General features: G+C 57.9%; 17 protein-coding genes. 10 read left to right on the forward strand and 7 right to left on the reverse strand.

The annotated features are described in order from the left end of the window. Positions 1–9: 9 nt before the first annotated feature. From nuoI to AC3Y64_RS18025, 9 genes are all read left to right on the forward strand, one after another. Positions 10–558 (forward strand): NADH-quinone oxidoreductase subunit NuoI, encoded by a 549-nt coding sequence (nuoI, locus tag AC3Y64_RS17985; protein ID WP_016987418.1) that lies wholly within the window; start codon positions 10–12, stop codon positions 556–558. A gap of 9 nt (positions 559–567) precedes the next feature. Continuing rightward, positions 568–1,068: an NADH-quinone oxidoreductase subunit J gene (nuoJ, locus tag AC3Y64_RS17990; RefSeq protein WP_007920176.1), complete on the forward strand. Its 501-nt coding sequence runs from the start codon at positions 568–570 to the stop codon at positions 1,066–1,068. A gap of 3 nt (positions 1,069–1,071) precedes the next feature. Next, positions 1,072–1,380, forward strand: a complete 309-nt coding sequence (gene nuoK / locus AC3Y64_RS17995; protein ID WP_003223790.1) for an NADH-quinone oxidoreductase subunit NuoK — start codon at positions 1,072–1,074, stop codon at positions 1,378–1,380. Beyond that, on the forward strand, positions 1,377–3,230 hold the full coding sequence (gene nuoL, locus AC3Y64_RS18000; protein ID WP_007920175.1) for an NADH-quinone oxidoreductase subunit L: 1,854 nt from the start codon (positions 1,377–1,379) through the stop codon (positions 3,228–3,230). Before nuoK ends, nuoL begins: the two co-directional genes overlap by 4 nt. Positions 3,231–3,269: 39 nt before the next feature. Beyond that, positions 3,270–4,802 carry an NADH-quinone oxidoreductase subunit M gene (gene nuoM / locus AC3Y64_RS18005; protein ID WP_489984726.1) on the forward strand — a complete coding sequence of 511 codons (1,533 nt, stop codon included), beginning with the start codon at positions 3,270–3,272 and terminating at the stop codon, positions 4,800–4,802. 7 nt (positions 4,803–4,809) lie between these two features. Continuing rightward, positions 4,810–6,273: an NADH-quinone oxidoreductase subunit NuoN gene (gene nuoN, locus AC3Y64_RS18010; protein WP_008082842.1), complete on the forward strand. Its 1,464-nt coding sequence runs from the start codon at positions 4,810–4,812 to the stop codon at positions 6,271–6,273. A gap of 18 nt (positions 6,274–6,291) precedes the next feature. Further along, positions 6,292–7,368 carry a hypothetical protein gene (locus AC3Y64_RS18015; RefSeq protein ID WP_489984727.1) on the forward strand — a complete coding sequence of 359 codons (1,077 nt, stop codon included), beginning with the start codon at positions 6,292–6,294 and terminating at the stop codon, positions 7,366–7,368. Then, a complete protein-coding gene (locus AC3Y64_RS18020; RefSeq protein WP_158954165.1) occupies positions 7,365–7,505 on the forward strand; it encodes a hypothetical protein in 141 nt (46 codons plus the stop codon). The genes AC3Y64_RS18015 and AC3Y64_RS18020 overlap by 4 nt, the downstream gene beginning before the upstream one ends. A 186-nt stretch (positions 7,506–7,691) precedes the next feature. Beyond that, entirely contained in the window at positions 7,692–7,949 is a 258-nt protein-coding gene (locus AC3Y64_RS18025) for a hypothetical protein (RefSeq protein WP_489984728.1), read from the forward strand. Between the two features lie 271 nt (positions 7,950–8,220). On the opposite strand, the gene AC3Y64_RS18030 is transcribed toward AC3Y64_RS18025, so the two are convergent. The 6 genes from AC3Y64_RS18030 to AC3Y64_RS18055 are packed head-to-tail and all read right to left on the reverse strand — an operon-like array spanning position 8,221 to position 14,173. After that, a complete protein-coding gene (locus tag AC3Y64_RS18030; protein ID WP_158954163.1) occupies positions 8,221–9,963 on the reverse strand; it encodes an ABC transporter substrate-binding protein in 1,743 nt (580 codons plus the stop codon). Between the two features lie 47 nt (positions 9,964–10,010). Continuing rightward, positions 10,011–10,283 carry a DUF2160 domain-containing protein gene (locus AC3Y64_RS18035; RefSeq protein WP_007912485.1) on the reverse strand — a complete coding sequence of 91 codons (273 nt, stop codon included), beginning with the start codon at positions 10,281–10,283 and terminating at the stop codon, positions 10,011–10,013. A 10-nt stretch (positions 10,284–10,293) separates the two neighbouring features. Continuing rightward, positions 10,294–11,094: a carbohydrate ABC transporter permease gene (locus AC3Y64_RS18040; protein WP_489984729.1), complete on the reverse strand. Its 801-nt coding sequence runs from the start codon at positions 11,092–11,094 to the stop codon at positions 10,294–10,296. Positions 11,095–11,103: 9 nt separating this feature from the next. Continuing rightward, positions 11,104–11,970 carry a carbohydrate ABC transporter permease gene (locus tag AC3Y64_RS18045; RefSeq protein ID WP_007912484.1) on the reverse strand — a complete coding sequence of 289 codons (867 nt, stop codon included), beginning with the start codon at positions 11,968–11,970 and terminating at the stop codon, positions 11,104–11,106. After that, on the reverse strand, positions 11,967–13,079 hold the full coding sequence (locus AC3Y64_RS18050; RefSeq protein ID WP_212551208.1) for an ABC transporter ATP-binding protein: 1,113 nt from the start codon (positions 13,077–13,079) through the stop codon (positions 11,967–11,969). Before AC3Y64_RS18050 ends, AC3Y64_RS18045 begins: the two co-directional genes overlap by 4 nt. Further along, on the reverse strand, positions 13,079–14,173 hold the full coding sequence (locus AC3Y64_RS18055) for an ABC transporter ATP-binding protein (protein WP_007912480.1): 1,095 nt from the start codon (positions 14,171–14,173) through the stop codon (positions 13,079–13,081). The genes AC3Y64_RS18050 and AC3Y64_RS18055 overlap by 1 nt, the downstream gene beginning before the upstream one ends. 383 nt (positions 14,174–14,556) lie before the next feature. Here AC3Y64_RS18055 and AC3Y64_RS18060 point away from each other — a divergent pair, with 383 nt between their 5' ends. Then, a complete protein-coding gene (locus tag AC3Y64_RS18060) occupies positions 14,557–16,395 on the forward strand; it encodes a sigma-54-dependent Fis family transcriptional regulator (RefSeq protein ID WP_489984730.1) in 1,839 nt (612 codons plus the stop codon). 90 nt (positions 16,396–16,485) lie between these two features. Here the strand turns inward: AC3Y64_RS18060 and AC3Y64_RS18065 are convergent, their stop codons facing one another. Continuing rightward, a complete protein-coding gene (locus AC3Y64_RS18065; protein WP_489984731.1) occupies positions 16,486–17,691 on the reverse strand; it encodes an MFS transporter in 1,206 nt (401 codons plus the stop codon). Positions 17,692–17,989 lie beyond the last annotated feature (298 nt).

The following is a 17,989-nucleotide window of genomic DNA, read 5'->3' on the forward strand; positions in this document are numbered from 1 at the left end:
ATTTGACCCATGTTCAAATATATTGGCGACATCGTTAAGGGTACCGGTACCCAGTTGCGCAGCCTGGTCATGGTCTTCGGCCATGGCTTCCGCAAGCGCGACACGCTGCAATACCCGGAAGAAGCGGTCTACCTGCCACCCCGCTACCGTGGTCGCATCGTCCTGACCCGCGATCCCGATGGCGAAGAGCGTTGCGTAGCCTGCAACCTGTGCGCCGTGGCTTGCCCGGTGGGTTGCATCTCGCTGCAGAAAGCTGAAACCGAAGACGGTCGCTGGTACCCGGACTTCTTCCGTATCAACTTCTCGCGCTGCATTTTCTGCGGTCTCTGCGAGGAAGCCTGTCCGACCACCGCAATCCAGCTGACACCGGATTTCGAGATGGCCGAGTTCAAACGTCAGGACCTGGTGTACGAGAAAGAAGATCTGCTGATCTCCGGCCCCGGCAAAAACCCTGATTACAACTTCTATCGTGTTGCAGGTATGGCAATCGCTGGCAAGCCGAAAGGCGCCGCGCAGAACGAAGCCGAACCGATCAACGTGAAGAGCTTGCTGCCTTAAGGAAGAACGATGGAATTCGCTTTCTATTTCGCATCGGGTATTGCGGTGGTGTCCACGCTTCGTGTGGTCACCAACACCAACCCTGTGCACGCCCTGCTCTACCTGATCATCTCGTTGATCGCTGTGGCCATGACCTTCTTCGCACTCGGCGCACCGTTCGCCGGTGTGCTGGAAGTGATCGCTTACGCCGGCGCCATCATGGTGCTGTTCGTGTTCGTGGTGATGATGCTGAACCTGGGCCCGGCCTCGGTTCAGCAAGAACGCGTCTGGCTCAAGCCCGGCATCTGGGCAGGGCCGGTGATTCTCGCCGCGCTGCTGCTGGCCGAACTGCTGTATGTGCTGTTCGCTCACCAGAGCGGTCAGGCCATCGGTCACACCACCGTAGACGCGAAAGCCGTGGGCATCAGCCTGTTCGGCCCGTACCTGCTGGTGGTCGAACTCGCCTCGATGCTGCTGCTTGCTGCAGCCGTCACGGCGTTCCATTTGGGCCGTAACGAGGCGAAGGAGTAAGACATGCCTGCTATCCCTCTCGAACATGGATTGGCCGTTGCCGGCATCCTGTTCTGCCTTGGTCTGGTCGGCCTGATGGTCCGCCGCAACATTTTGTTCGTGTTGATGAGTCTGGAAGTGATGATGAACGCCTCTGCACTGGCGTTCATCGTTGCAGGCGCCCGTTGGGGCCAGCCGGATGGACAGATCATGTTCATCCTGGTGATCAGCTTGGCAGCCGCCGAGGCCAGTATTGGCCTGGCGATCCTGCTGCAACTGTATCGCCGCTTCCACACGCTCGATATCGACGCTGCCAGTGAGATGCGCGGATGAACCTGATCTTTCTGACTTTCGTATTCCCTCTGATCGGTTTCCTGCTGCTGTCGTTCTCCCGTGGACGCTGGTCGGAAAACCTCTCGGCGCTGATCGGCGTGGGTTCCATTGGCTTGTCGGCGATTGTCGCCGCTTATGTCATCTGGCAATTCAACGTCGCGCCACCCGAAGGCGGTCACTACACCCTGGTGCTGTGGAAGTGGATGGCGGTCGAAGGCTTCAAGCCTGACTTCGCCCTCTACGTCGACGGCCTGTCGATCACCATGCTCGGTGTGGTCGTTGGCGTCGGTTTCCTGATCCACCTGTTCGCGTCCTGGTACATGCGCGGCGAAGCGGGTTACTCGCGCTTTTTCTCGTACACCAACCTGTTTATCGCCAGCATGCTGTTCCTGGTGCTCGGCGATAACCTGTTGTTCTTGTACTTCGGCTGGGAAGGCGTGGGCCTGTGCTCGTACCTGTTGATCGGTTTCTACTACAGCAACCGCAACAACGGTAACGCCGCACTCAAAGCCTTCATCGTGACCCGGATCGGCGACGTGTTCATGGCCATCGGCCTGTTCATCCTGTTCCAGCAAGTAGGCACGCTGAACATCCAGGAACTGCTGGTGCTGGCACCGCAGAAATTCCAGGTCGGCGACTTCTGGATCACCCTCGCAACCCTGATGCTGCTGGGTGGCGCGGTCGGTAAATCGGCACAACTGCCGCTGCAGACCTGGCTCGCGGATGCGATGGCTGGTCCGACCCCGGTTTCGGCACTGATCCACGCCGCGACCATGGTGACTGCCGGTGTCTACCTGATCGCCCGTACCCACGGTCTGTTCACCCTGGCGCCGGAAATCCTCCACCTGGTCGGCATCGTTGGTGGTGTGACCCTGGTTCTCGCAGGCTTTGCGGCACTGGTACAAACCGACATCAAACGTATCCTCGCCTACTCGACCATGAGCCAGATCGGCTACATGTTCCTGGCGCTGGGCGTTGGTGCATGGGATGGCGCGATTTTCCACCTGATGACCCACGCCTTCTTCAAGGCCCTGCTGTTCCTTGCTTCCGGTGCGGTGATCGTTGCCTGCCACCACGAGCAGAACATCTTCAAGATGGGCGGTCTGTGGAAAAAACTGCCACTGGCCTACGCCAGCTTCATCGTCGGCGGCGCGGCACTGGCTGCCCTGCCACTGGTTACCGCAGGCTTCTACTCCAAGGACGAAATCCTTTGGGAAGCGTTCGCCAGCGGCAACCACGGTCTGCTTTACGCAGGTCTGGTCGGCGCGTTCATGACGTCGCTGTACACCTTCCGCCTGATCTTCATCACGTTCCACGGTGAAGCCAAGACTGAAGCCCACGCCGGTCACGGCATCTCGCACTGGCTGCCACTGTCGGTGCTGATCGTGCTGTCGACGTTCGTCGGCGCCATGATCGTGCCACCGCTGCACGGCGTTCTGCCGGAAAGCGTTGGCCATGCCGGTGGCGAAGCCAAGCACAGTCTGGAAATCGCCTCGGGCGCCATCGCCCTGGCCGGTATCCTGCTGGCAGCGCTGCTGTTCCTCGGCAAGCGTCGCTTCGTCACGGCGATCGCCAACAGCGGCATCGGCCGTTTCCTCTCGGCCTGGTGGTTCGCTGCCTGGGGCTTCGACTGGATCTACGACAAACTGTTCGTCAAGCCTTACCTTGCGATCAGCCACGTACTGCGCAAAGACCCGCTCGACCAGACCATCGGTCTGATCCCGCGTATGGCCAAGGGTGGTCACACTGCCCTGAGCCGCACCGAGACCGGTCAACTGCGTTGGTACGCTGCTTCGATGGCTGCTGGTGCCGTGCTGGTAATCGGCGCCATCGTGCTGGTAGCGGTCTGATATGAACCTTGCGAATTTGCGAAAGGAAACGAGCCCGTCATGATTCTGCCTTGGCTAATCCTGATCCCCTTCATCGGCGGCCTGCTGTGCTGGATGGGTGAGCGCTTCGGCGCTACCCTCCCGCGCTGGATTGCGCTGTTGACCATGACCCTGGAACTCGCCCTCGGCCTCTGGCTGTGGGCCCACAGTGACTATTCATTTGCGCCGGCGCCTGGCGCCGATCCGACCTGGGCGCTTGAGTTCAAGCATGTCTGGATCCAGCGCTTCGGCATCAACGTGCACCTGGCCCTCGACGGCCTGTCGCTGTTGATGATCCTGCTGACCGGTCTGCTGGGTATCCTCTCGGTACTCTGCTCGTGGAAAGAGATTCAACGTCACGTTGGCTTCTTCCACCTGAACCTGATGTGGATCCTGGGCGGCGTTGTCGGCGTGTTCCTCGCCCTCGACCTGTTCATGTTCTTCTTCTTCTGGGAAATGATGCTGGTGCCGATGTACTTCCTCATCGCGCTCTGGGGTCACAGTTCTTCGGACGGCAAGAAAACCCGGATCTACGCGGCGACCAAGTTCTTCATCTTCACTCAGGCGTCCGGCCTGATCATGCTGGTGGCGATCCTCGGTCTGGTGCTGGTCAACTTCAACAACACTGGCGTGATTACTTTCAACTACGCCGATCTGTTGAAAACCAAGATGTCGATGACCACCGAGTACATCCTGATGCTCGGCTTCTTCATCGCCTTCGCGGTCAAGCTGCCAGTCGTTCCGTTCCACTCCTGGTTGCCTGATGCTCACGCCCAGGCACCGACTGCTGGTTCCGTCGACCTCGCCGGTATCTTGCTGAAAACCGCTGCCTACGGTCTGCTGCGTTTCGCTCTGCCGCTGTTCCCGAATGCCTCGGCCGAGTTTGCGCCGATCGCCATGACCCTCGGTCTCATCGGGATCTTCTACGGTGCGTTCCTCGCGTTCGCGCAAACCGACATCAAGCGTCTGATCGCGTTCTCTTCCGTTTCCCACATGGGTTTCGTGTTGATCGGCATCTACTCCGGCAGCCAACTGGCCCTGCAAGGCGCAGTGATCCAGATGCTCGCGCACGGTGTCTCGGCGGCGGCACTGTTTATCCTCAGCGGTCAGTTGTACGAGCGTCTGCACACTCGGGACATGCGTGAGATGGGCGGTGTGTGGTCGCGTATCGCTTACCTGCCGGCGATCAGTCTGTTCTTCGCAGCCGCTTCGCTGGGTCTGCCGGGTACCGGTAACTTTGTCGGCGAGTTCCTGATCCTGATCGGCTCCTTCGCTAGCTGGCCGTGGATCACTGCGATTGCCACTTCCGGTCTGGTGTTCGGTTCGGTCTACTCGCTGATCATGATCCACCGCGCTTACTTCGGTCCGGCGAAATCGGATTCGATCCTGCACGGTATGGACGCTCGCGAACTGATCATGGTGCTGGGCCTTGCGGTGTTGCTGATCTACATCGGCGTCTACCCGCAACCGTTCCTCGACACTTCTGCCGCCACGATGCATGGCGTTCAGCAGTGGCTCGGCACCGCCTTCACTCAACTCGCTTCGGCCCGGTAAGAGCGCTATGGAATTCACGATTCAACACTTTATTGCGCTTGCGCCACTGTTGATCACCAGCCTCACCATTATCGTGGTGATGCTGGCAATCGCCTGGCGCCGCAACCACTCGCAGACCTTCCTGATCTCGGTCGCCGGTCTGAACCTGGCCCTGTTGTCGATCCTGCCAGCCCTGAAAGTCGCGCCTCTGGCCGTGACCCCGTTGCTGCAGATTGACTCCTTCGCCTGCCTGTACATGGCGCTGATCCTGGTCGCCACCCTCGCCTGCGTCACCCTCGCCCACGCTTATCTGGGCGATGGCGGTTCGGGTTACCCGGGCAACCGAGAAGAACTGTACCTGCTGATCCTGATGGCCGCCGCCGGTGGTCTGGTTCTGGTCAGCGCGCAGCACCTGGCCGGGTTGTTCATCGGTCTGGAACTGCTCTCGGTACCGGTTTACGGTCTGGTGGCTTACGCCTTCTTCAACAAGCGTTCGCTGGAAGCCGGCATCAAGTACATGGTGCTGTCGGCCGCCGGTTCCGCGTTCCTGTTGTTCGGTATGGCGCTGTTGTATGCCGACTCGGGTTCGCTGAGCTTCGTCGGTATCGGTCAGGCACTGGCTGCGACTGGCCTGCCTAGCTCGCTGGCACAATTGGGCCTGGGCATGATGCTGATCGGTCTGGCGTTCAAACTGTCGCTGGTGCCGTTCCATCTGTGGACGCCGGACGTTTACGAAGGTGCTCCGGCACCGGTTGCTGCGTTCCTCGCGACCGCTTCGAAAGTAGCCGTGTTTGCGGTGATGGTGCGTTTGTTCCAGATCTCCCCTGCCGCAAGCAGTGGCGTACTGAGCGACGTGCTGACCGTGATCGCCATCGCCTCGATCCTGTTCGGTAACCTGCTGGCCCTGACCCAGAGCAACCTCAAGCGTCTGCTCGGTTACTCGTCCATCGCGCACTTCGGCTACCTGCTGATCGCACTGGTGGCGAGCAAGGGTCTGGCGGTGGAAGCCATCGGCGTCTACCTGGTCACCTACGTGATCACCAGCCTCGGCGCCTTCGGCGTGATCACCCTGATGTCCTCGCCGTACAACGGCCGTGACGCGGATGCCCTGTACGAATACCGCGGCCTGTTCTGGCGCCGTCCGTACCTGACCGCCGTGCTGACCGTGATGATGCTGTCGCTGGCGGGTATCCCGCTGACCGCAGGCTTCATCGGCAAGTTCTACATCATCGCCACCGGTGTTGAATCGCACCAATGGTGGCTGGTCGGCTCCTTGGTACTGGGCAGCGCTATCGGCGTGTTCTACTACCTGCGCGTGATGGTCACCCTGTACCTGATCGAGCCAAACCTGCGTCGCCACGACGCCCAGCTGCACTGGGAACAGAAGGCAGGCGGCGTGATGCTGCTGGCCATCGCCCTGGTCGCATTCTTCCTGGGTGTGTACCCGCAGCCATTGCTGACTCTGGTTCAGCAGGCGGGCCTGGCGGGCTGATAGTTCGGCTGGCTAGAAATGAAAACGGCACCTTCGGGTGCCGTTTTTGTTTTTGTGGGATCTTTTACTGATGCCCTGCCCTTCCTGCTGAAAGCCCAGAAAGCTCCCGCTCAATTATCGGTTTCGTCCTACAGTCCGCATCCGGCTGTTGGAACTATTGTGTATGTGTGGGGCGAAGCAAAAACTCAAACGCACATTGAAAGTACTTGCCGACCAGCAGGGCACAAGGAAACCATATTGAACACTGACAACATCCACACCACATATGAAAAAATGTATGCATACGAAGAAGAGATAAAAAACAGCATCTCGATAAAAACTCAAATAATTTTTACTGCGATATTTGCGCTAGCTTCTGCAACCATCTACCTGGCTCGTTTTTTGGATTTCACCTTCAACCCCGAAATTGCATATATCATTTCTTTCCTCGTAACTTTAACCTTGGCAATCTCAACCATCTCTACATACTTCAACTTCAGAGCCTTTAGTGGATCCGAATTCAACAGAATGCCATACGCAGAAAAAATCAAGGAATATTACGATAGCCAAACACAATACAATATTGAACTTGGCAAATATAACTCACAGGTATCGCAGCACGAGCAAATACCTTTGATCGATCCTGACAAAGAAACTGCAAGCTTCATTTCAAACACCTACATCAGTTGCTCCACACACAATGCTTTAGTCAATGAAGAGCGATCACGATGGGTTTTCAAATCCATTTCAACTTTTCTGATGGCTTGCATTCCTCTCGCTATCGGTAGCTTGCTATTTGTCCTTTTTGACATGGACACCTCCTCGCCCAGGAAAAATTTTGCAATAAAAGATACGTACGTGGGCGATCAGATATCCGACTTGAGAAAGCAGTTGCTGAGTGATTCAAAAGCCGAAGGCGTAGCAGATCTGAAAAAAAGGACTATAATCCTTGAAAATATACTTCTTGATAAGGGGGCAAATAAATTGAGCGAATCCAGTAAGCCAACATCAAGTGAAACAAAACCTTTGCCCCAAGCTCCTGTGAAACCGACTGTTCCATCTTCTAGAAGAATGTACGACGATGTTAACGGCGGCGCCAATAGGGACCAGAAATGAAAGTTAATAATGATCGGCCTAAGCCACAAAATTCGACAAGACCTACACCACCAGAAAAACCTTCTGCGCCAGTTGTACGTCGTATCGTTAACGAAAAAGTTATCAATAGAAAAGAGATAGCTTTAGATAACAGATGAAAACGCAACTAAGTACTCATGCCCTCGCAGAACTTTATAAAAAGGCGGCGCCCTCAGGTGCCGCCTTCGTGTTTGTAGGATTCAATATCAGCAGACTGCGCCAGCGCGTCCAGGTGATCGCTCGCTAGGTTTTCCTGCTCTTGACACTCTTACTTTTTTAAGAATTTTCCTGCAACGCATCGGGCAATGGCTGACCTTCTGCAGAAGGTGATCGCGGATAAATTTGAGGATCACCTATCAAGTGGAGATCCACGAACCATGAAGCGGGATATTTATTCAGAATTGATGGACGGCCTTGATGCGTTAAGTAAAGAACGCCACGACAAAATCTCCTTGAAGAAGACCCGTGTAAAACGGATCGGCGCCATGAAGGGCAAACTCACACTTCCCGAAGAATTTGATGCATCTCTAACACACAGCTTGCTGGATACCTTCGAAAGGTAAAACGCCACATCCGTTCACATGTGATCTATCAGAAGCACCCGGATCTCTATGGGAGCCAGCCCTGCTGGCGATGGCGGGAGGTCAGTTGATATCGATGTTGATTGGCAGGTCGCAATCGCTGGCAATCCCGCTCCCAGAGTGATCTGCGGTGTTCGCAGAATATGGGCACACCACTGAAACCTGTGGGAGCTGGCTTGCCAGCGATGGCGGTAGATCAGGCAGCAAAAAAAACGGCACCTTGCGGTGCCGTTTGCCTTTCGCACTTTAGCGTTTATTTACGCGCATCCGCCCACGATTTCAGCAGTTCGTTGTAGCTCACGGTCTCGCCCTTCGGCTTCTCGTTGGCCAGTTTCGGTTTCGGTGCGCCCGGTTGATCAAACCAGTATTGCGCATCGCGTTCCGGGTTCATTTTCGGTGCGCACACCGCCTGAGCCTTGGAGCGTTCCAAACGCGTCATGATCGCGTCCTGATCCTTGGCCAAGCCATCCAGCGCTTGTTGCGGGGTCTTCTCGCCGCTGGCCGCTTCGGCGATGTGGCTCCACCACAATTGCGCCAGACGCGGATAGTCCGGCACGTTGGTGCCGGTCGGGGTCCATTGCACGCGGGCCGGGCTGCGGTAGAACTCGACCAGACCACCGAGTTTCGGCGCCAGATCGGTCATCGCTTGCGAGTTGATGTCCGACTCACGAATCGGCGTCAGGCCGACGATGGTTTTCTTCAGCGACACGGTTTTCGAGGTCACAAACTGCGCGTACAGCCACGCCGCCAGTTTCTGTTTCTCAGGCGTGGACTTCATGAACGTCCACGAACCTACGTCCTGATAACCGAGCTTCATGCCCTCCTCCCAATACGGCCCACGCGGCGATGGCGCCATCCGCCATTTCGGCGTGCCGTCGGCGTTGACCACCGGCAGGCCCGGTTTGGTCATGTCGGCGGTGAACGCGGTGTACCAGAAGATCTGCTGGGCGATGTTGCCCTGCGACGGCACCGGACCGGATTCAGAGAAGGTCATGCCCGCCGCTTCCGGTGGCGCATAAGCCTTCAACCAATCGACGTATTTCTGCGTGGCGAACACCGCCGCCGGACCGTTGGTGTCGCCGCCACGGGTCACGCTGGAACCGACCGGGTGGCAATCCTCGACGCGAATGCCCCACTCGTCCACCGGCAAACCGTTCGGGATGCCCTTGTCGCCGCCACCGGCCATGGAGAACCAGGCATCGGTGAAACGCCAACCGAGCGACGGGTCTTTCTTGCCGTAGTCCATGTGCCCGTACACACGTTTGCCGTCGATTTCCTTGACGTCTTCGCTGAAGAATTTGGCGATGTCTTCATAGGCCGACCAGTTCACCGGCACGCCCAATTCGTAGCCGTACTTTTCCTTGAACTTGGCTTTCAGGTCGGCGCGCTCGAACCAGTCAGCGCGGAACCAGTACAGGTTGGCGAATTGCTGGTCGGGCAACTGATAGATCTTGCCGTCCGGCGCGGTGGTGAACGAGATGCCGATGAAGTCCTTGATATCCAGGGTTGGCGAAGTGAAGTTCTTGCCTTCGTTGGCCATCAGGTCGGTGATCGATTCGGTCTTGCCGTAGCGAAAGTGCGTACCGATCAGGTCCGAGTCATTGACCCAGCCGTCATAGATGTTCTTGTCGGACTGCATCACCGTTTGCATTTTCTCGACCACGTCGCCTTCTTGCAGCAGGTCGTGGGTGAGCTTGATCCCGGTGATTTCGCTAAAGGCCTTGGCCAGCACTTTCGACTCGTATTCGTGGGTGGTCAGGGTCTCGGAAACAACCTTGATGTCCATGCCGCGAAACGGCTCGGCCGCTTTGATGAACCACTTCAGTTCTTCGAGTTGCTGCTCGGCCGTCAGGGTCGACGGTTTGAATTCACTGCCGATCCATTTTTTCGCCGCGTCTTCGTAGGCATCAGCCCAGGCGACTGCGCTCAAACCGCTGAGTGCCAGCATGGCTGCCAATGAAATGCTATGTCGCAGCTTATTGTTTTTGTCGAACATAGAGACCTCCTGTTTAAGTTGTGGAGCCGCGTTGCCGAACGACTCGACTAGCCCCAACGCATCACAGCCAACAGCCACACCAGGGACAACGCGGACGCCACCCAGATGCTCCAGTCGGTGGCGCCGATGACCAGCAAATGCAGGTAGGCGCTGCCGAGAAGACCGATAAACAAACGATCGCCACGGGTGGTGGCAATCGGCAGAAAACCTCGCCGCAGGATGCTCGGCGAGCGCAATTCCCACGTCGTCATGCCGACCAGAATCAGGCCGATGACAATGAAGAATGCTGCGGTAGGTGTAGTCCAGCTCATCCATTCCATCATCAGTTCCTCAGACCCGGCCGAGGGCAAAGCCCTTGGCCACGTGGTTGCGCACAAACCAGATCACCAGCATGCCCGGCAGAATGGTCAACACCCCCGCCGCTGCCAGCACGCCCCAGTCGATACCCGAAGCGGAAACCGTACGCGTCATCACCGCCGCAATCGGCTTGGCGTTTACCGAGGTCAACGTGCGCGCGAGCAGCAGTTCGACCCAGGAAAACATGAAGCAGAAGAACGCCGTGACGCCGATGCCGGAGCCGATCAGCGGGATGAAAATCTTCACGAAGAACTTGGGGAAACTGTAGCCGTCGATGTAGGCCGTTTCGTCGATTTCTTTCGGTACACCGGACATGAAGCCTTCGAGAATCCACACCGCCAACGGCACGTTAAACAAGCAGTGCGCCAAGGCCACGGCGATGTGCGTGTCGAACAGGCCAATCGACGAATACAACTGAAAGAACGGCAGCAAGAACACCGCCGGTGGCGCCATGCGGTTGGTCAGCAGCCAGAAGAACAAGTGCTTGTCGCCGAGAAAGCGATAACGCGAAAACGCATACGCCGCCGGTAACGCCACACTCAGCGAAATCACCGTGTTCAGGCTCACGTAATACAGCGAGTTGAGGTAACCGTTGTACCAACTCGGATCGGTGAAGATCAATTTGTAGTTCGCCAGCGTGAACGCCTGTGGGAAAAGTGTCAGGCCACCGAGGATTTCGGTGTTGCTCTTGAAGGACATGTTCAGCAGCCAGTAGATCGGCACCAGCAGGAACAGGATGTACACCAGCAACGGAATAAGCTTTCTCTTGCTCATGGCCGGGCCTCAGCGGTTGGCGTCGGAGTGCGTCATGGCGGTGTAGAACAGCCAGGACACCAACAGGATGATCAGGAAGTACACCAGCGAAAACGCCGCTGCCGGACCGAGGTCGAATTGCCCTACGGCCATCTGGGTCAGCGTCTGACTCAGGAAGGTCGTGGCATTACCCGGCCCGCCGCCGGTGAGCACGAATGGCTCGGTATAAATCATGAAACTGTCCATGAAACGCAGCATCACTGCGATCAGCAGCACGCTCTTCAGCTTGGGCAACTGAATGTGCCGGAACACCGCCCAGGCCGAAGCGCGGTCGATGCGCGCGGCTTGGTAATACACGTCGGGAATTGCGCGCAGACCAGAGAAACACAGCAGCGCCACCAGTGAAGTCCAGTGCCAGACGTCCATCACCAGCACCGTCACCCAGGCGTCCATGGTGTTGGCTGCGTAGTTGTAGCTGATGCCCATCGCGTTGAGGCTGGAACCGAGCAAACCGATGTCGGCACGGCCGAAGATCTGCCAGATTGTGCCAACCACGTTCCACGGGATCAGCAGCGGAATCGCCAGAATGATCAGCACCACCGAGGACCAGCGGCCCTTGGTCGGCATGGTCAGCGCGACGGCGATGCCCAGCGGAATTTCAATCAGCAGCACGCACGCCGAATAGATGAACTGGCGCAGCAATGAGTCGTGCAAACGCGGATCAAGCAAAACCTGCTTGTACCAGTCAGCACCGACGAAGTAGCGGCTGGACTGATCGAAGATGTCCTGCACCGAATAGTTGACCACGGTCATCATCGGGATCACCGCACTGAACGCCACCAGCAGGAACACTGGCAACACCAGCCACCAGGCTTTGTTGTTCTGCACCTTGTTCATGGCTGCACCTCGCTGCTGTCGGCTTCGAGCAGAAATTCATCGGCATAAACCATCAGCCACTGCGCCGGAAAACTGATGTACGCCGTGCCCTGCGGCACCGGTTTGTCTTCGGCCAGACGCACTTTCAACGGCGCGCCGTCGAGGTCGAGGGTCATGATCTTGTAGGTGCCGAGGTCTTCGACGTGTACGACGTTTGCCTGCATCGCGTCATCAAACGGCTCGTCCCACACGTGAATAAACTCGGGGCGGATGCCGACCTTCAGATTTTTCCACTGACCGTGTTCGATATGGCGCTGCATGGCGTCGGACAACGGCAGGTGTGTGGAGGCGAAACCGACGCCGCCGGGCTGCGGCTGCACCTCGATCAGGTTCATCCCGGGGCTGCCGATGAAATAGCCGACAAAGGTGTGGCTAGGCCGCTCGAACAATTCCCGTGGTGTGCCGAACTGGACGATCTGGCCGCCGTACATCACCGCGATCTTGTCGGCGAAAGTCGAAGCCTCCAGCTGATCGTGGGTGACGTAGACCATGGTGATGTTGAACTGCTCGTGGATCTGCTTGAGCTTGCGCCGCAGCTTCCATTTCAGGTGCGGGTCGATCACCGTCAGCGGTTCGTCGAAGAGGATCGCGGAAACGTCGTCGCGCACCAGACCACGGCCCATCGAGACTTTCTGTTTTTCGTCAGCGGTGAGGTTGCGCGCCTTCTTGCTCAGGAGGTTTTGCAGGTCGAGGACTTCAGCAATTTCCTGCACCTTGCTGTGTACTTTCGCTTCGGCCATGCCCTGATTGCGCAGAGGAAACGCGAGGTTATCGAACACGGTCATGGTGTCGTAGACCACCGGAAACTGAAAAACCTGGGCGATGTTGCGCTTCTCCGGCGTCAGGTCGTTAACCGCTTTGCCGTCGAACAACACATGGCCCTGCGAAGGGCTGAGCAGGCCGGAAATGATGTTGAGCAACGTTGATTTGCCACAACCCGACGGCCCGAGCAAAGCGTAAGCGCCGCCCTGCTCCCAGACGTGATCCATCTCGCGGATCGCGTAATCCTCGGCGCCGCTCGGGGTTTTGCTGTAGCTGTGGGCGAGGTGCTGCAAGCGGATTTCGGCCATCAGGCAACCCTCGCGACACGCCGGCCCGGTGCTTGCACCAGACGGCCCTGCGCATCGAAAACAAACAGTTTGTGGGTCGGGATGTAAATGCGGATCGGCGCATCGACGTCGTATTCGTGAACGCCGGGCAGGTGCAGCACCAGCAGGAAATGCTCGTTGCGCACGTGCAGGAAGGTTTCCGAACCGCTGATCTCGGCGACTTCGACGGTCACGGCCAGTTCGAGGTCGTCATCGTTGCTCGGCACCAGCGAGATGTGGCTGGGGCGCACGCCAAAACGGAACTCGCCCTCGCCCACTGGGCGCAAATCGACGTTCAACGGGAAGTGTACGAAGTTGGCAAAACTGACTTCGTTGCCAGCGATGCGCCCGGGCATCAGGTTGATCGGTGGCTCGGAGAACAATTCGGCAGCGAGCACGGTTTGCGGCTGGTGATACACCGAGGTCGACGGGCCGCTCTGAATCACTCGGCCTTCGTGGAGGATGGTCGTGGTGCCGCCGAGAGCCAGCGCTTCGTTGGGCTCGGTGGTGGCGTAAATCGCAATGGTGTGGCGCGCCTTGAACAGCTCGCGCATTTCCTGACGCAGTTCTTCGCGAAGTTTGTAGTCGAGGTTGACCAGCGGCTCATCGAACAGGATCAGCTCGGCGTCTTTGACCAGTGCGCGGGCCATGGCGGTGCGTTGCTGTTGGCCGCCGGACAGCTCCAGCGGATAGCGCTGCAGAAACTTCTCGATGCGCAGCATCTTCGCGGTTTCCTGCACTTTGCTGTGAATGATTTCTTTGGACACACCGGCCTGGCGCAGCGGCGAGGCGATGTTCTCGAATACGGTCATGGTCGGGTAATTGATGAACTGCTGATAGACCATCGACACGTTGCGCAGACGCACCGGGCGCTGAGTGACGTCGACGCCGTTCATCAGAATGCGCCCGCTGTCGGGCTTATCGAGCCCGGCCATTAAACGCATGAGGCTGGTTTTGCCGGACAGCGTGCGGCCAAGCAAAACGTTGAACGAACCGGGTTCGAATTTCAGGCAGGCATCGTCGATCCAGGTCTGGCCCTCGACGGTGCGGCTGACGTGCTCCAGGGTGAGTGACATGGCTCGGCCTTTTTATTATTGGAGTCAAGCGACCTGTGCAGGGGAGCGAGTTTCGTGCCAAAAATGGCAAGTGGTTGATTTGTCGTGAAAATCGTTGAAAGCGCGGCGATTGGGCGTTCATTGCTGAACACATTTGAACAGTTGGGCGATTGACAATGAACAATAGTGAACAACACTCTATGAACGCTTTTTCCCCGATTCTGTGAACGCCGAAGATCCATTGTAGGAGTGAGCCTGCTCGCGATAGCGGTGTGTCAGTCGATGCAAATATGTCTGATACACCGCTATCGCGAGCAGGCTCACTCCTACAGGGGATCTGTGTTTTTGCTCAGGATTTGGGTTCATAACAACAATAAAAATCGCTGCATCAGAGGCCCACTGCCATGGCCGCACCTGCCCCGCCGCTGTCCCATGACGCGATCGTCCAGAGTTCCTGGCAACGTTGCCGCGCATTCGGTCTCGACCACCAAAGCACGCCGGCCTTCGATCAACTGCCCGCCGCCGGCATCGCCCATCTGCTCGACCGCCATCATTCATTGGTGCAGACCACGCACCAGGAAGTCCTGCCCTATTACGAAAATATTCTCAGCAACTCCAACTGCCTGATCATGCTCGCCGACAATCAGGGCCAGGTGCTGACCTCGTGGGGCACGCAACGCTTTATCGAGCCGAATCTGGCACGCGGCTTTCAAGCTGGGGCGAGCTGGATGGAGCGCTGCAGCGGCACCAACGCGATTGGCACGGCGCTGGCCTGTGAGCAGGCGGTGCACATCGAACACGATGAACACTTTCTCAAGGCCAACCGTTTCATGACCGGTTCCGCCGCGCCGATTTTCGACGCCGAGCGCAAGGTCATTGCCGTGCTCGACGTGTCCAGCGACAGCTATCTACCGCCGTCGCACACTTTGGGCATGGTCAAGATGATGAGCCAGACCGTGGAGAACCGGCTGATCCTCAACCTGTTCCATGGCCAACATTTTCAACTGACCTTCAACACCGGGTTGAACAACCTCGACAGCCAGTGGGCCGGGTTGTTGATCTTTGATGAGAGCGGTCAGGTATTGTCGGCCAATCGCCGCGCGGACAATCTGCTGGGGGTGCGCTTGTCGCGGGTCAGCGTTGAAAGCCTGTTCAAGGTGTCGCTGCTGGAGCTGATCAATCAACCGGACGGCTTGCCATTTGCCCTGCAGACCTCCGGCCGCAACCGTTTCCAGTGCTTGTTGAAGCGGCCGAAACAGGCGCCTGTTCAGGCGCGAGTGTTCGTCGCGGAAAACAAACCTGCTGTCCCGAGCGCAATCAGCCTCAATACCTTGCACTTCGGCGACAGTCGCGTGGAAAAAGCCGTGCGTCAGGCTGAGCGGTTACTGGAGAAAGATATTCCCTTACTGATCCACGGCGAAACCGGCGTCGGTAAAGAAGTCTTCGTCAAAGCCCTGCACCAAGCCAGCTCGCGAAGCAAACAGGCGTTCATTGCCGTCAACTGCGCGGCGATCCCCGCCGAACTGGTGGAATCCGAGTTATTCGGCTACGAGAAAGGCGCATTCACCGGGGCCAATCAGAAAGGCAGCATCGGCCTGATTCGCAAGGCGGACAAAGGCACGCTGTTCCTCGATGAAATCGGCGACATGCCGCTGCCGACTCAAGCGCGATTGTTGAGGGTATTGCAGGAGCGTTGTGTGCAACCGGTGGGCAGTAGCGAGTTGTTCCCGGTGGATTTGCGGATTATCTCGGCGACTAACCGCTCGTTGCGCGAACAAGTGCAATTGGGCCGGTTTCGTGAGGATCTGTATTACCGCATTGGCGGTTTGACGCTCGAACTGCCGCCGCTGCGCGAGCGCAGCGATAAGGAAGCGTTGTTTAAACGCTTGTGGGAGCAGCATCGCGAGCCGACGCAATGGGCGGGGTTGAGCCGCGAAGTGCTGGAGCTGTTTGAACGGCATCCGTGGCCGGGGAATTTGCGTCAGGTCAGCAGCGTGATGCAGGTGGCGTTGGCGATGGCCGAGGAACAACCGGTGCGGCCGGAGCATTTGCCAGATGATTTTTTTGTCGATCTGGAGATGGAGCCGGTGGAGAGCGCGGCGCCGTTGGGGGTTGATCTGAATGATGTCGAGGCGTTGAACCGGGAGCTGAAGGCTTCCGGGGGGAATATTTCCCATTTGGCGCGGCGATTGGGCGTGAGTCGGAATACCCTTTATAAGCGGCTGCGGCAATTGGGGGGTTAGCAGCGCAGATCAAAAGATCGCAGCCTGCGGCAGCTCCTACAGGGATCGCATTTCCATGTAGGAGCTGCCGCAGGCTGCGATCTTTTGACTCTAAATGGCTGACTCAACCTGCATAGCCGAAGCCGTCGCCAATGTGCGCAAGCCCACCAGCACAACTACCACCATCATCAAACCTGCACCGATAGCCACCGCAAATCCCGCGCGCGCGCCAAAGGCGTCAATGACCATCCCCGCAAGCATGCCGCCGAGTGCAACACCTACGCTGATACCGGTAGTCATCCACGTCAGCCCCTCTGTCATCCGCGACGGAGGAATAATGATCGTGCCCATTTTCATGACCACGACCATGGTCGGCGCAAACGAGATGCCGGCGATAAACAGCGCCGCTGTCAGCACATAAACATCCGGTGCAAAAACAGGCAGCACACCGGTGAACGCCGTGACCAATATCCCGATCAGGAACTGTTTTTCGATTGGCAGGGAAACCCGTAGCGCACCGAACGTCAAACCTGCCACCAGTGAACCGAACGCATAAGCGGCGAGGCAGAAGGTCGCGGCGCCCGGCCAGCCTTGCGCATTGGCGAAGGCGACGACGGCAACATCGATTGCTCCACCAATGACACCCATCGCCAACAGCGCCAGAGCAATAGTGCGCACGCCGGGAATCAGCAGCGTTGAGCCGCTATGGCTGGCGTGGCCGACGACAACCTTGGGCTCAGTCTGCCGTTGCAAGAGAAACGCCGTCACCCCGACGGCCAGCAGCCCGACCGCAACAAGCGGCCCGGCTTCGGCGAAAAAACTCACGCTCAAACCGATCGCCAGTGGCGGGCCGATGATGTAAGCCAGTTCGGTCAGCACCGTGTCTAGCGAGAACGCCGTGTGCAGTTGCGGCTTGCCCCGGAACAACTGCGTCCATCGCGCCCGGATCATCGACGGCATGCTCGGCATCGTCCCCGCCAGTGCAGCCAGAACAAACAGCAACGCGGCGGGTGCGCGCCAGTGGACGGCAATGATCAGCGCCAACTGCATGGCAATGCTGAACGCCGTGACAACGGGCAGCACGCGACTCTGGCCATATTGATCAACCAGTCTGGAGATGCGCGGGCCCAGCAGCGCATTGACCAGAGTAAACGTCCCGGCGACTGCGCCGGCCAGCCAATAAACCCCGGTTTGCTGCACCAGCATGGTGATGATGCCGATGCCGATCATTGCCTGCGGTAATCGGGCGATAGAACTCGCGAGCACCAGCCCGGTGGCGCCGGGGGTGGTTAGCAGTTCGCGATAGTGATTGGCCATGATCTCTCCGTTGCAGAATCGTCATCGACGCAGCATCCGGCTGCGGCAGACATCAAGACCTACGCGCAGAGCAAAAGCAACCTTGGCTAAAAGCGCAGATCAAAAGATCGCAGCCTGCGGCAGCTCCTACATGGAAATGCAATCACTGTAGGAGCTGCCGCAGGCTGCGATCTTGATCGTTCCCACGCTCCGCGTGGGCATGCAGCCGGGGACGCTCTGCGTCCCTGCAAAACCGAACGCGGAGCGTCCGAAGAGGCATTCCCACGCAGAGCGTGGGAACGATCAAAACAAAACCCGC

The organism is Pseudomonas sp. 4CAES_32.4 (assembly GCF_058136335.1).

Bases quoted from the DNA above. Each gene is read 5' to 3' on its own strand.
- nuoI (WP_016987418.1), top strand. From the start codon at position 10: ATGTTCAAATATATTGGCGACATCGTTAAGGGTACCGGTACCCAGTTG.
- nuoJ (WP_007920176.1), top strand. From the start codon at position 568: ATGGAATTCGCTTTCTATTTCGCATCGGGTATTGCGGTGGTGTCCACG.
- nuoK (WP_003223790.1), top strand. From the start codon at position 1,072: ATGCCTGCTATCCCTCTCGAACATGGATTGGCCGTTGCCGGCATCCTG.
- nuoL (WP_007920175.1), top strand. From the start codon at position 1,377: ATGAACCTGATCTTTCTGACTTTCGTATTCCCTCTGATCGGTTTCCTG.
- nuoM (WP_489984726.1), top strand. From the start codon at position 3,270: ATGATTCTGCCTTGGCTAATCCTGATCCCCTTCATCGGCGGCCTGCTG.
- nuoN (WP_008082842.1), top strand. From the start codon at position 4,810: ATGGAATTCACGATTCAACACTTTATTGCGCTTGCGCCACTGTTGATC.
- AC3Y64_RS18015 (WP_489984727.1), top strand. From the start codon at position 6,292: ATGAAAACGGCACCTTCGGGTGCCGTTTTTGTTTTTGTGGGATCTTTT.
- AC3Y64_RS18020 (WP_158954165.1), top strand. From the start codon at position 7,365: ATGAAAGTTAATAATGATCGGCCTAAGCCACAAAATTCGACAAGACCT.
- AC3Y64_RS18025 (WP_489984728.1), top strand. From the start codon at position 7,692: ATGGCTGACCTTCTGCAGAAGGTGATCGCGGATAAATTTGAGGATCAC.
- AC3Y64_RS18030 (WP_158954163.1), bottom strand. From the start codon at position 9,963: ATGTTCGACAAAAACAATAAGCTGCGACATAGCATTTCATTGGCAGCC.
- AC3Y64_RS18035 (WP_007912485.1), bottom strand. From the start codon at position 10,283: ATGGAATGGATGAGCTGGACTACACCTACCGCAGCATTCTTCATTGTC.
- AC3Y64_RS18040 (WP_489984729.1), bottom strand. From the start codon at position 11,094: ATGAGCAAGAGAAAGCTTATTCCGTTGCTGGTGTACATCCTGTTCCTG.
- AC3Y64_RS18045 (WP_007912484.1), bottom strand. From the start codon at position 11,970: ATGAACAAGGTGCAGAACAACAAAGCCTGGTGGCTGGTGTTGCCAGTG.
- AC3Y64_RS18050 (WP_212551208.1), bottom strand. From the start codon at position 13,079: ATGGCCGAAATCCGCTTGCAGCACCTCGCCCACAGCTACAGCAAAACC.
- AC3Y64_RS18055 (WP_007912480.1), bottom strand. From the start codon at position 14,173: ATGTCACTCACCCTGGAGCACGTCAGCCGCACCGTCGAGGGCCAGACC.
- AC3Y64_RS18060 (WP_489984730.1), top strand. From the start codon at position 14,557: ATGGCCGCACCTGCCCCGCCGCTGTCCCATGACGCGATCGTCCAGAGT.
- AC3Y64_RS18065 (WP_489984731.1), bottom strand. From the start codon at position 17,691: ATGGCCAATCACTATCGCGAACTGCTAACCACCCCCGGCGCCACCGGG.